A 12,760-nucleotide genomic window follows, 5' to 3' on the forward strand; every position below is an offset into this window, starting at 1 on the left:
ACGCCCAATATGATTATCGGGCGTGTTTTTTATTAACTACAATACTTCAGAGAATGCTTTAGCCACTCGCTCAACGTTAGTCGCATTTAATCCGGTCAGGCACATACGGCCATTTCTCACCAGATAGATACCATATTCATGCTTTAGCCGATCGACTTGCTCTGGCGTTAAGCCCGTGTAACTGAACATACCGGTTTGCTTCACCAGGTAGCTTGAGTCACGACCCGGTAATGCCTGAGTCATCACTTCAACCATTTTTTGACGCATGTGCAGAATCCGGGAACGCATTTCAGCCACTTCTCCCATCCACATTGCTTTTAACTGTGGATCGGACAGGACAGTAGCGACAACCAGTGCACCACTCAATGGCGGGCTCGAATAGTTACGGCGAACGGTCGCTTTGAGTTGCCCCAATACTCTGGATGCCTCATCCGAATTATCACAAAAAACCGAAAGGCCGCCGCAGCGTTCACCATAAATAGAAAAATTCTTTGAATAAGAGTTAGACAGTAAACAAGCAATACCCGCTTTAGCCACTGCACGAATGGCATAAACATCCTCATCCAAACCTTTACTAAAGCCTTGATAAGCAATATCCATAAAGGCAATCAGCTCACGTTCTGCCAATACCTCAACCACTTTATCCCACTGCTCCGGCAGAAGATCGGCTCCCGTAGGGTTATGACAACAAGGATGCAGCAGTACAATACTTTTTGCCGGTAGGGTCTTCAAGGTTGCCAGCATTTGCTCAAAAGCAACTCCGCGGGTTTCACTGTCAAAATAGGGATAACGATTGACCTTAATACCTGCACCTTCAAAAATCGCTACATGATTATCCCAGGTAGGATTACTGACCCAAACTTCTGACTCAGGGAAGTAGGTATGTAAAAAATCGGCGCCTACTTTTAAAGCTCCGGAACCCCCCAGCGTCTGAATAGTTGCCACTCGATTAGCCGCTAATGCGGGATTATCCTCTCCCAACAATAGATGTTGAGTTACGGTACGATAAGCAGGCATACCGTCCATCGGCAAATAGACCAGAGGGTCATGATTGGTTTTAAACAGTCTTTCTCTTGCCTGGGATACCGAATCTAAAACAGGAATTCGCCCCTGCTCATCGTAATAAAGACCGATGCTCAAGTTCACTTTTGACTCACGCTTATCTTTAGAAAACTCTTCCATCAAAGAAAGAATTGGATCTCCGGCATATGCATTAACGTGTTGAAACATTCCCTACCCCTTAAGTTGACTGCACGCTTCGCTGTTCAGGTGTTTATATATCATTGACGAAAACATATGACTCTTTTCTTTTTTATATGGCATATATATAAACAATCAGGAACGGATAGCGTCAATATAAATCAATCGCATCTGAAACTGGTTTAACTCTCCCTCACATTACCCTGAAAGTAAAAAACTCGCCAGTAGCATGATTATCCTGTTTTTATCTGACTGGATATTTCTGGATAACAGGTAAAAATCGTTGCTAAGCTTAGCACTTATGATTCACCAAAGGGCAAACTCACCATGACCAATCAAAACGAACAACGTTATCAGCAGCGCCAGCAAAAAATTAAACAGCAAGTTGATGAACGAATAGCTGCCGCCACGCAGGATCGCGGGTTACTGCTGATATTAACCGGCAATGGTAAAGGTAAAAGTACTGCTGCTTTTGGTACCGTAGCGCGAGCCGTTGGTCATGGTCAGAAAGCGGCTGTTATTCAATTTATAAAAGGTACCTGGGCGTGTGGAGAGCGAAATCTGTTATCTCAGCATGGCGTCGAGTTTCAGGTGATGTCTACCGGCTTTACCTGGGAAACACAAAATAAGGCCAGTGATACTTTAGCTGCACAAGAGGTATGGCAACACGGTAAACGAATGCTATCCAATGCGTTATTAGATTTGGTGGTTTTGGATGAGCTGACGTATATGATTACCTATGGTTATATCGACCTGGATGAGGTCATACAGGCACTTCAAGGCCGTCCACAAGGGCAAACAGTCATCATCACCGGGCGAGGTTGTCATCGCACACTAATTGAAATGGCGGATACTGTTAGCGAATTAAGACCAATAAAACACGCTTTTGATCAGGGATTACAGGCAAGACAAGGAATTGACTGGTAACACAGCAAAAAAAGCTAAATAGCCAATAAATCATGTTTTCAGCATAACTTATTGGCTATGAGCGCAGGATCAACCTGTTGATGGAGAATTTTGCTATCTCACATCAATAATACAGGCAATAACCGGGTGGCCATCAACCAATACAGGAGGCCCTCCACGGTGAACTTTATAACCTAACCCTTTGATTAATCGCTCTACTGCCAAGGGTGAGACCGTGACAATGGTTTTCACATTATACTGGGCAAGGTAATTTATTGATTCTTTCAATAAACCTGCCGCAACGACTGATGAAAGACTACCCCGCTGCTTTTCCAACGCGGACGCATTTAAATCAAGCGCAGAAAAACGAGAGATTTCCCATATATAAGGTGAACTTGGTGGGTGATTTCCATTCAATAGCTCAGGAAATACTTCACTTAGCAAATAGGGTTCTGTCGTTGGTAATAACCTGGAACATCCTATGATCTCTTTCCGGCTATTTCTGGCGATAACATACACCGTATCAGGCTTATCAAACTGGTCTCGCTCATATCCGATGGGAGTATTTAACTCCCAACCCAGCTTCTCAACAAAAACCTTATAGCGATATGCAGCAAGCTCATTTTCTAATCCAGAAGGTAAGTTACGAGGTGAACCTGATAAAAATTCCATGATATATTTTCCCACACTGTAAATTTATTGGAAAAATATATTAATAACATTGGATTACAGAACGTAACCTGACAGATCTACTAGCTATCTGACTGAATTATTGCGTGATAGACTGAAGAATTTTTTCACTCCATTCAATCTCAGCTATTTTGCTATCGAGTAACTGCTGTACATACTCTTCTTCGTCCATTTCATTCTGTAGATTTTCGTCCATATGAAAAGCGATATTACTAAAAACGGGTCCAATTTTCACATATTGGCAATTGGCATTCTCATAACGCAACTCCCAATCCCAACCAATTGATAAAACCGGAGATATTTGACTAACCCATTCCGTATAGCCGGTAATCGCAGTTAGCACGCCCTCTTGAAAACGCAAATCTTCAGGTTCCGCATGCGCAGCAGAATAAAGATGAGTAAATTCAACATTTTTAAAAAAATCGAGATCGACTTTAATTCGATAGTCCACGCTATTTACATGGCATTTATCATGATTTTCTATAGCAATGTCTTTCTTCTTCTGCACACACATCTCCTTAAGTGTTAAACTTTGGTATCTTAAGTTGTGATCAAGCTTGGTTAGTACAACATATTTTATTTACAGCTCAAAATTATGATATTAGTATACTAGTTACTACAATCAGTCAGTTGTTTAACTATAATTTATATTGCGCACTGGCTACCTGACGGGCTTCGTGTATATATTATAATTAAGTGTATAAAAATTTATCATGTCGTTGCCTTGTTAAACGATATCGATTTCCCGTTGGGTTATTTCTAAATGTTTTGCTATCGAAGGAAGCGGTTTTGAAAATTAATTTATATCGAACCTATGAAAATTTATCAAAAACCAAAGATAAAGATTCCTTCTTTAAAACATTACAAAAAGCAGCCAGCGATTTGGGGTTTGAATATTGTGCTTACGGAGTAAGACCTATATATCCATTATCAGCACAGCCACCACAAGTTATTAATAACTACCCCACTGGCTGGAATCAGGCCTACCACTCCAATAATTATTTTGAAATAGATCCAACCGTTCAACATGGCCTACGCTCTACCCAGGCGTTATTTTGGGAGGATGACTTATACAGAACATCCCCTTACTTTTGGGAAGAGGCTAAAGCATTTGGCATTAACCATGGTATTTCTCAGGCTCAGAAAGATTCTGAGGGTCGAGTCGGAATGTTAACCTTTGCCAGTCCCGACCAGCACTACACCGCTAAAACCTTGCTGGTTCAAGCCCCTTCTCTTATCTGGCTTTCTCAAATTGCCCATAATCGTCTGGCAGAATACCTCTTACCACAAGAAAATCATGATGCCGATTATCAGCTAACTAAACGAGAAAAAGATATTCTACGCTGGACGGCAGAAGGCAAAACCTCAAATGAAATTGCTATCTTAATGTCTATCAGTGACAGAACCGTTAATTTCCATGTAAATAATATTCTTAAAAAACTATCTGTCTCTAATAAAACAGCCGCAACAGTTAAAGCAATGGTACTCAATCTGTTATAGATGGTATGGATAAGCAGGGATTATAATAATATTATTCGCTGAAATCTGCCTGATTGTTTTCTATTTAAACTAACTTTCGTTTCTATTTCTACACAATCAGAATAATATTTCATTTATTGTTACTTATCATTCTAATAGTTACCTGAAATAAATAATTATTCTTCCTATAACTATGCAGTATTATTGATTTATTATTTTAAAAAATTTATTTTATTTAATACCATAATGAAATAATACTACAGTCTAATTTTGTGTGCAATTTGATGAATCGAAAATCAATCTGATAATAAAATATTTGATTCATTCAAACTCCCCATTTTAGTCGCCATCGCACAGGCAGCATCTATTATTGGAAATGCCATTACCGCCCCGCTACCTTCACCCAATCGCATGGACATTTCTAAATAAGGAACAAGATTCAGTTTTTCTAACGCTAACTGTGTGCCTTTCTCAGCAGAACGGTGGGAAGGTATCAAATAAGGATGAATCTGTGGCGCAATATTCACTGCGATCAGGGCTGCTGCACAAGAGAGAAAGCCATCCAAAACAATGGGTACCCCTGCGGCAGCGGCACCAATCATAATGCCAGCCATACCACCGAGATCAAACCCTCCAACTTTTGCTAATACATCAATGCTATCGTTAGCATCCGGTTGGTTAATAGCAATTGCCCTACGGACTACCTCAATTCTATGTTGCATGCGATCCTGCGGAAAATTAGCCCCAACACCAACAGTGTGTTCAGGTTCAGCATCGCAAAGCACACTAACAATCGCCGCAGCTGGCGTGGTATTTCCCATTCCCAGTTCTCCGGTACCAATTAATCTGACACCATGATTAACCTGCTCTATAGCCAGCCGGGCGCTGCGTTCCAACAGTGTTATAGCCTCTTCACGACTCATGGCTGCCTGAGTCGCAATATTTCCACTGCTGCGACGTACCTTATAATTTAAAACACCCTCGATAGGTAATGAATCGATACCTGTGTCCACCAGCAAAACATCCGCCTTCATCTGTTTTGCCAGTACACAAACACCAGAAACACCTTTTACCATATTCAACATTTGCAAATAGGTGACAGCCTGCGGCGCCAACGTGATCCCCTCCGCATAAACGCCGTGATCTGCTGCCATGACAATCAACTGTTTATGTGAAGCACTGATATTCAGGTTGCGATAAATACCGCTAAGTTGAATAGCCAATTGCTCTAATCTTCCCAAACTACCAACAGGTTTTACCAAACCATCCAGTCTGATGGACATTTCCTCCATCACCAGCCTGTCCAGTGGGCGTATTTGCGCGATGATTTGGTTTAAGCTTTGCATAAACAGTCACTACCTTTTGTGGTTGTTGTATAACAGAATAAATGGATCAGGCCAGAACGTTTAACTGTTGAATCACCGCATGTCCCTGATGAATATCAATAACGCTGTAAGCGTCATGCCTGAAAGTAAAATACCAAAAGCCTTCTGCTGGCATTTTCATCAGCGAGAGCAAAATACAGCGTAAGGTTCCCTGATGACCAACAAACAGGATGTTATCTAAACCGGTTGCTTCAGCTTCACTTAACCAGGCGGTGAAAGATTGATGAATTCGCAAATTGAACTGATTAAAGCTTTCGCCTTCAGGGGGAGCAACGCTCTTCCAGTCCAAACACCAGTTGGCATAATTCTGGCTATCGTTTTGCTCCAACTCCTGATAGTGACGCCCTTCCCAGAGGCCAAAATGGATCTCATCTAATCCTTCTAATCGTTGATGGTGTTGTTTATCAATGCCGGAGATATATTCTGCTGTTTGCTGAGTTCGCCTTAGCCCACTGGTCACGATTCGGTCAAACTGAATGCCGGATAACGCTTTAGCCAATAGTTCCGCCTGTACGATACCCTGTGAATTAAGTGCATGATCGGTAGAACCAGAATAGACGCCACGCTGATTGACTTGAGTTTCGCCATGACGCACTAAATATAAGCGCATTGATCAATGAACCATTAACAGCAGGAAGAGCAGTTCGGCGATTTCAATACCGGCACCCAGCGTATCCCCGGTTTGTCCACCCAGTTTGCTTTGAATCAACGCCCGATAAACCAATAACAATACGCCAGCTACAGCGGCCATCAATACACCATATCCACCGGCGAACAAAAATACCAACACCACGCCAATCAGTAAGGCGGTATAGAATTCCCCTCGTTCAATCTTGCCAATAAATAGATTCCCCATACCACTCTCTCTGGCATAGTTCTGTCGGTACATCAGTAGTACGCTCAGTGAGCGACCAACGACTGGCGCAACAATCAATAAATGGGCGACTGAAGCCTGATTTTCAGCTAACTGATATACCACCAGTACATGTAGCAAGATCTTGAATATCAGCGCCAACGCACCCTGAGTACCAATGCGGCTATCACGCATAATCTCCAGCATGCGGTCTCTTGGGCGGGAAGAAAATATGCCGTCGGCGGTATCCGCTAAGCCATCCAGATGGAACGCTCCGGTAATCATGGCAATAGTCAAAACTGCACAGGCTGAAGCCAGTAGGTTTCCCCACCACAGTTGAGTTAAGACAAAAGCGCTAATTAAGCCAACGGTTAATCCGGCGAGAGGAAACGCCATCACCATTCGACGATATTCACTTATTTCAATACTGTCCGTATAGCGTCCCGGAACCGGGATTCGAGTCAAAAACTGCAAAGAGACCAGAAAAAGTTTAATAAATTTCATGATTAACCTTTAATTTTCATATCGATTCCCGATACCACAAAGTGTACCTCATTCGCCTGTTGCGCCAATTTCTGGTTCACTCGCCCGGCAATATCTAAAAAATGTCGCGCCAACGGGTATTCAGGCACAATACCGCACCCCAGCTCATTAGTTACCATAATGATTTCACTTCGGCTTTCGGTACTGGCCTTCAATAAATCATCAATTTGTGGTTCCAGCCAACGTTCAAGCGCCAAATAATCAAGCCGGTCAGGATCGCTATCTCCTGCCCAGTCAAAGATAAGGTTAGTCAGCATCGTCGTTATGCATTCGAGCACCACTACCGGGAAAAAAGCAGATTGCTGACGAATCTCATTACCCAACTGTCGATAGCCTTCATGAGTACGCCAGTGCGAAGGCCGCATTTGCTGATGTTGTTCAATACGTCGAGCCATTTCATCGTCAGTAACCAATGAGGTGGCAATATAGAGTACGTTTCCTCCGCACGCTGACGCTTTCTCGTTAGCCAGTTGTTCAGCCAGCCGGCTTTTTCCACTACGAGCGCCGCCGGTAATCAAAATCATAATTCATTGTCCTGCATGCAATTATTGGTTATCTCACTCATAGAGTAGCCATATCAACACCGGTTAGCATTAAGAATAACGCCTTTTTACGCCAGCACTCAACTACCGATAAATCGTTGCTGGTAAAAGTGGCTGATGCTGCCCATAATTTAATGTCAACGCCTTAAAAAAACCTCTGAATAAACCAACTGGAGAATTTAGTCATGCCCTACGTCAATATTAAAATCACTAAAGAAGGCGCTACCGCGGAACAAAAAAAGCAGCTAATAGAGGGAGTTACTCAGCTATTGGTTACAGTCCTGGATAAAAATCCGGCAACCACTTTGGTGGTTATTGATGAAGTAGATATGGACAACTGGGGAATTGGTGGATTTCCCGTTACTGAATTAAGAAAGAAAAAATAATTTGCCAATGCCGAATGGCGGTTACAACCATTCGGCATTGCCATTGTTTAATCAAAGCAACTGTACGGGAAAAAACAATGGATTTTTATATGATTAAACACGCTTTACTTTACTGTACGGTAATTAATTATGCTGTTTTGATTATTTGGTTTATCGCAATAGTGTTAGCAAAAACATCGATTTATCGTCTGCATCGCCGTTGGTTTCAGCTCCCTGATGCCACCTTTGATGCTATTCACTACGGTGGGATGGCAATATATAAAATCGGCATTCTGATATTTAATTTAGTGCCGTGGATAACACTGAGCCTGCTGTTACCCTCTGGTTAATGACTGCCCCGGCTCCAGTTGTTCGGAATCCACGTGATATTTGACCACCACATTATTACGATACAAACATTCTGACTGTAGGATTATCGGTTCCTGCCCTTTGGTTGATATATCTCGCCAGATCTCATTTTGTCGCCATACCTGCTCTCCCCGGCGAACAAAGCGATGTGCCTGCTGATAGACATGGTATTTCACTTCCCGTGGCCTGTTACACAGTAATTCCCCCTCTAACTGATGTTCTGCCACATTAAATACCAGTTGGAAGGTATCTTGAAAAACCAGATCGATGTAGTTATAAAAAATGGCAGCACCTGAACCAAAGGGTAAAATTCGCCCTTCATCGGGAAAAGGGTCAAAACTATGGTTAGCTCGTTCCACTACCACTAATGGTGAATGAATAGCCATCCAGTGAATAAGGTTACTTAACTGACAAATTCCACCGCCAATTCCCTGGCGAGCCTCGCCATAAGAGAGTTCCATACCTTCAACAAACCCGCGTTTTGTCGTCGGTTTACCCACCAGACGACAGAATGAAAAGTATTCCCCCGGTGCAATCACAATACCGCTGGTTGCCACCGTTGCCAGTTTAAGGTTGATCACTTTGTTATGTTGCAGAGCAATATCGCTATTGCCTAACTTACGGATAAGTTTAGATGTGTGTTTGATAAAACGATATTCCAGACGCTGTTCTGGTATCAATCGGCTGGTGTAACGACGGGAACCCAGTCGCCAGCTTATTTGACGAAACAAACGCCGTTGTTGTACCCGCAACCAGTAAAGCCAGGGATGATATGAAGAGAAGGGTCTGCGCATGGTTATTTTATCCATTAATTAAACCTGTGCACTGAGCTTAATTGATTTATATGTGTTTTATATGAAGTTATTACGCTCAACTGTATCAACATCAATAACGTCGCATTAGGCGACGTTATTGAATAGCGTTAAAACATACGGTGAGTTATCAGACGTTTTTACGCTCGATGGTTTCTTCCCCCCAGTAGAGGCGATCCGCATCGGTTTTACTAAATGCCAGTGGCAGAACTTCATCGCTGCCTTCGTCCCAAATTTGCTGTGCTTTTACTTCATCGTTATCAGCCAGTTCAAAAATAGCCTCTGCAATTTCGACGGATGTTTCACGAATTTTAGCCCACTCTTTAATTCTTAGTCTTTGCATTTCAATATCTCCCAACGGGTTATTCAGACGTGGCTTTATCACTTTCAAAGCACTGTCTAACAGTATTGTTCAACCTTGTGATTTTGCACGTAAAAAAACCGGTGAATAACGTTAGTATACTCAATATCTAACGTTCTGGTTAAAGCCCTTATGACAGAATATTCTGTTACTCAGTAAGTTAGCCTCTTCCATGAATCACTCATTTACATTAAACAGACCAATTACCCATCGGTTTTATGTTAATGTTAATGAAGTATCTTGTTAAGCTTTTCTGAAACAAAAAAACTACTGTTTCTTATCCATCATGTTACCGTCAGGATCTATCACTATGAATAATTTCAGCCTTCATCTTGCTACAAAAGTTTTGTTTGGTCAGGGTCAGATTGCTCAACTCCCTACGGTTATTCCTGCCGATGCACGGGTATTAATTACTTACGGCGGCGGCAGTATTAAACGTAATGGCGTTTTGGAGCAGGTTCATCATGCGCTGAAGGGATATACCCTGTTTGAATTTGGCGGTATTGAACCTAACCCAACTTATGAAACTCTGATGCAAGCCGTAGAAATGGTGCATAACAATAAGATCGATTTCCTGCTTGCCGTTGGTGGTGGTTCCGTACTGGACGGCACAAAATTTATTGCCGCGGCGGCTGATTATGTGGGCGAAACCTGGGAAATCGTCACCAGCCGTGGAAAAAAAGTCACTAAAGCATTACCCATTGGTTCAGTATTAACTCTCCCGGCAACCGGTTCTGAAATGAATGACGGCGCCGTTATTAGCCGTCGTGAAACGGGCGATAAGCAAGCATTTATGTCTCCTTTCGTCATGCCGCAATTTGCTATTCTGGATCCAGTTACCACCTATACTCTGCCTCCTCGTCAGATTGCTAACGGGGTTATTGATGCATTCATTCATACCATGGAGCAATACCTCACCTATCCGGTTGATGCCAAAGTGCAGGATCGCTTTGCTGAAGGTCTGTTGCTGACACTGATAGAAGAAGGTCCAAAAGCGTTAAAAGAGCCGGAAAACTATGCGGTGCGGGCTAATATTATGTGGTGCGCTACCATGGCATTAAATGGCCTGATTGGTGCTGGTGTGCCTCAGGACTGGGCTACCCATATGCTGGGTCATGAGTTGACCGCAATGCACGGACTGGATCACGCACAAACGCTGGCTATAATTCTGCCTGCCATTATGCGGGCCAAGAAAGCACAAAAATGGGAAAAACTATTACAATACGCAGAACGCGTCTGGAACATTGATACCGGTACTGAAGATCAGCGCATTGAAGCGGCAATTAAAGCCACTGAAAACTTCTTCCAACAAATGGGGGCACCTACGCGCTTGTCTGACTATAAGTTAGATGGTAGCTCGATCCCTGCGTTGATCGAAAAGCTAAAAGAACACGGCATGACTCAACTTGGCGAACACCGCGATATCACTTTAGCTGACAGTCAGAAGATTTACGAATCAGCACGTTAAATGTTTTTTTGTTAGTTCAATAAGCAAGAAGGCCCGGATAATAATCCGGGCCTTCTCTTTTTATATTTTAAAGAAAATATTAATCATGATGATGGTCATGTTCGTCATCATGATGGTGATGATGGGAATGCCCGCCACTATTATCCGGTACCATCACCAACTTACCATATCTTACGCCTCGTTCCGTAATCACCTGCTCCGCCAGTTGCCCCACCCGCTCAGCATCACCTTTCAGCATCGAGACTTCCATACAGCTACCGTGATCGAGATGAACGTGCAGACTGGCCAATGTTAAGTCATGCTGCTCATGAAAAGTACGCGTCAATCGCTTAGACAACTCACGAGACTCATGGTCATAAACATAAACCAATGCCGCCACACAAGGAGGATTACCTTCAACGACTAAAGAGGAGTTCTGAATACCTGTGCGGGTTAAATCGCGGATCGCTTCTGAACGGTTTTGATAGTTTTTTTGCTTGATAATGTTATCTATCTCTTCCATCAGGTCGTCATCAATAGAAATCGTTATACGCTGCATCACCGTTCTCCAAAGGTATCAATCAGGTCTTGGCTCATCATAACGGGAAAGTCCTGATGCGTCGAGGCCAGGCATATTTGCCAACGCGCCATTAAAAAGAGTTAATTACATAAATAACAACAAGTTATATATTCAGATAAATAGTTACTCAGAAGGTAACGGTCATCATTCAGTATATAAAGAAGCAAAAATTTAGTTTCAAAACCAATTATATTAACTGGCTGTAAATCTGAAACATTTTCATAGTTTGATACAAATTATGTTGCGATAATCGCCGACTATGCAGAGTTTGAGGTACACAAGTTGCTTCAATTTATATACTATCGCCCACGATTAATTAACAGAGCAATATAACAACAAGATCCAATACTAAATCAGTTAAGGGAATAACCCATGAGTCCTATCGATTATGTTATCAATCTTATTTTAAGTGGTATTCTGATTGTTGGTGTTTATCAGTTTTACTTTTTTACTCAACGCCATACCATTACCAAGGTTCGTGAATTTAGCTCTGCCATTGACGAAAAAATCCCGTTCTGGCCATCCTGGTCATGGATTTACAGTTTCCTCTATTATCCTGCCATTTTGTATATCAACTGGATTGTGGAAGATTCCCGTCACTTCATCATGATTGTTTTCAGCTATATTGTTCTTCTGGTTATGCAGATGACATTCTTTATGCTGTTTCCAGTCTCTACGCCATCTCACTGGCGTAGCATGAATACTGGTAAAAGCTGGTCTGAAAAGTTCTTGTTGTTTGTGCAAAAATTTGATGACTCATCTAACTGTTTCCCAAGCATGCACGTATCCGTTGCTACGTTAACCGCATTATTAGCATACGGTACTCTGGGACCTTGGGTGTTCCTGTTCCCGGTTCTGATTGCGCTTTCCTGTATGTTTACCAAGCAACACTATATTATCGATTTGCCGGCTGGTGCGGTCTTAGGTTGGGCTGCCTATGAGGTTTATTGCGCAATTCTATAATTAATGTTGTCAGAAAAATGATTGAGCCACACCCATTGGCTGTCTTTGGCAGCCAATGTTTCCTTTCTTCCCTCACTCTTTTTGTTATCTCCTTTTGTGCCGCTTTTAAACATGGCCTAAACTAAATCTGCTGCATTGACCGGTAAATAGTCGATGATTTAGTCATTCCGTTTTCCGTTAATTGTGAAGTCGTTGCAAATTTTATGCGGCTTTGATTGCATCCCTATCCGGTCAACGTTACCATTAACGCATTAATTACTATTCA

At 42.3% G+C, this 12,760-nt stretch carries 16 protein-coding genes; 6 read left to right on the forward strand and 10 right to left on the reverse strand.

Annotated features, from left to right (window positions below; genetic code table 11):
* Positions 1-36 precede the first annotated feature (36 nt).
* Positions 37-1,230, reverse strand: a complete 1,194-nt coding sequence (locus tag I2494_RS02710; RefSeq protein ID WP_218465533.1) for an amino acid aminotransferase — start codon at positions 1,228-1,230, stop codon at positions 37-39.
* Between the two features lie 297 nt (positions 1,231-1,527).
* Between I2494_RS02710 and cobO the strand changes: the two genes are divergently transcribed.
* Positions 1,528-2,127 (forward strand): cob(I)yrinic acid a,c-diamide adenosyltransferase, encoded by a 600-nt coding sequence (gene cobO, locus I2494_RS02715; protein ID WP_218465532.1) that lies wholly within the window; start codon positions 1,528-1,530, stop codon positions 2,125-2,127.
* A gap of 93 nt (positions 2,128-2,220) precedes the next feature.
* On the opposite strand, the gene I2494_RS02720 is transcribed toward cobO, so the two are convergent.
* Complete coding sequence (locus I2494_RS02720; RefSeq protein WP_218465531.1) at positions 2,221-2,778, reverse strand: acyl-homoserine-lactone synthase; 558 nt, start codon at positions 2,776-2,778, stop codon at positions 2,221-2,223.
* Between the two features lie 97 nt (positions 2,779-2,875).
* The gene (locus tag I2494_RS02725) at positions 2,876-3,304 is read right to left on the reverse strand and encodes a DUF4902 domain-containing protein (RefSeq protein ID WP_218465530.1); all 429 of its coding nucleotides are present in this window, start codon (positions 3,302-3,304) and stop codon (positions 2,876-2,878) included.
* Between the two features lie 281 nt (positions 3,305-3,585).
* On the opposite strand from I2494_RS02725, the gene I2494_RS02730 reads away from it, so the two are divergent.
* Complete coding sequence (locus I2494_RS02730; RefSeq protein ID WP_218465529.1) at positions 3,586-4,296, forward strand: LuxR family transcriptional regulator; 711 nt, start codon at positions 3,586-3,588, stop codon at positions 4,294-4,296.
* Between the two features lie 275 nt (positions 4,297-4,571).
* On the opposite strand, the gene cobT is transcribed toward I2494_RS02730, so the two are convergent.
* From cobT to cobU, 4 genes are read right to left on the reverse strand one after another with little or no spacing between them, the layout of a single operon-like run.
* A complete protein-coding gene (cobT, locus tag I2494_RS02735; protein WP_218465528.1) occupies positions 4,572-5,621 on the reverse strand; it encodes a nicotinate-nucleotide--dimethylbenzimidazole phosphoribosyltransferase in 1,050 nt (349 codons plus the stop codon).
* A gap of 46 nt (positions 5,622-5,667) precedes the next feature.
* Positions 5,668-6,270 carry a histidine phosphatase family protein gene (locus I2494_RS02740; protein ID WP_218465527.1) on the reverse strand — a complete coding sequence of 201 codons (603 nt, stop codon included), beginning with the start codon at positions 6,268-6,270 and terminating at the stop codon, positions 5,668-5,670.
* Positions 6,271-6,273: 3 nt separating this feature from the next.
* Entirely contained in the window at positions 6,274-7,017 is a 744-nt protein-coding gene (cobS, locus tag I2494_RS02745) for an adenosylcobinamide-GDP ribazoletransferase (RefSeq protein WP_267081179.1), read from the reverse strand.
* A gap of 2 nt (positions 7,018-7,019) precedes the next feature.
* Positions 7,020-7,580: a bifunctional adenosylcobinamide kinase/adenosylcobinamide-phosphate guanylyltransferase gene (gene cobU / locus I2494_RS02750; protein WP_218465526.1), complete on the reverse strand. Its 561-nt coding sequence runs from the start codon at positions 7,578-7,580 to the stop codon at positions 7,020-7,022.
* A 203-nt stretch (positions 7,581-7,783) separates the two neighbouring features.
* Between cobU and I2494_RS02755 the strand changes: the two genes are divergently transcribed.
* Together I2494_RS02755 and I2494_RS02760 are read left to right on the forward strand one after the other, a co-directional pair.
* Positions 7,784-7,984 (forward strand): 2-hydroxymuconate tautomerase family protein, encoded by a 201-nt coding sequence (locus I2494_RS02755; RefSeq protein WP_218465525.1) that lies wholly within the window; start codon positions 7,784-7,786, stop codon positions 7,982-7,984.
* An 89-nt stretch (positions 7,985-8,073) separates the two neighbouring features.
* A complete protein-coding gene (locus tag I2494_RS02760; RefSeq protein WP_218465524.1) occupies positions 8,074-8,313 on the forward strand; it encodes a DUF6868 family protein in 240 nt (79 codons plus the stop codon).
* On the opposite strand, the gene I2494_RS02765 is transcribed toward I2494_RS02760, so the two are convergent.
* Positions 8,299-9,141: a VanW family protein gene (locus tag I2494_RS02765; protein WP_228350818.1), complete on the reverse strand. Its 843-nt coding sequence runs from the start codon at positions 9,139-9,141 to the stop codon at positions 8,299-8,301. The two genes, I2494_RS02760 and I2494_RS02765, sit on opposite strands and share 15 nt — an antisense overlap.
* A 133-nt stretch (positions 9,142-9,274) precedes the next feature.
* Positions 9,275-9,487, reverse strand: coding sequence for a YccJ family protein (locus I2494_RS02770; protein WP_218465523.1), 213 nt, complete (start codon positions 9,485-9,487; stop codon positions 9,275-9,277).
* Between the two features lie 328 nt (positions 9,488-9,815).
* On the opposite strand from I2494_RS02770, the gene yqhD reads away from it, so the two are divergent.
* A complete protein-coding gene (yqhD, locus tag I2494_RS02775; protein ID WP_218465522.1) occupies positions 9,816-10,973 on the forward strand; it encodes an alcohol dehydrogenase in 1,158 nt (385 codons plus the stop codon).
* A gap of 79 nt (positions 10,974-11,052) precedes the next feature.
* Here the strand turns inward: yqhD and nikR are convergent, their stop codons facing one another.
* Positions 11,053-11,511, reverse strand: a complete 459-nt coding sequence (nikR, locus tag I2494_RS02780) for a nickel-responsive transcriptional regulator NikR (protein ID WP_130591610.1) — start codon at positions 11,509-11,511, stop codon at positions 11,053-11,055.
* 393 nt (positions 11,512-11,904) lie between these two features.
* Here nikR and I2494_RS02785 point away from each other — a divergent pair, with 393 nt between their 5' ends.
* On the forward strand, positions 11,905-12,495 hold the full coding sequence (locus tag I2494_RS02785; RefSeq protein ID WP_218465521.1) for a phosphatase PAP2 family protein: 591 nt from the start codon (positions 11,905-11,907) through the stop codon (positions 12,493-12,495).
* Positions 12,496-12,760 lie beyond the last annotated feature (265 nt).

It is taken from the genome of Limnobaculum allomyrinae (genome assembly GCF_016649425.1).
Classification (GTDB): Bacteria; Pseudomonadota; Gammaproteobacteria; order Enterobacterales; family Enterobacteriaceae; genus Limnobaculum; species Limnobaculum allomyrinae.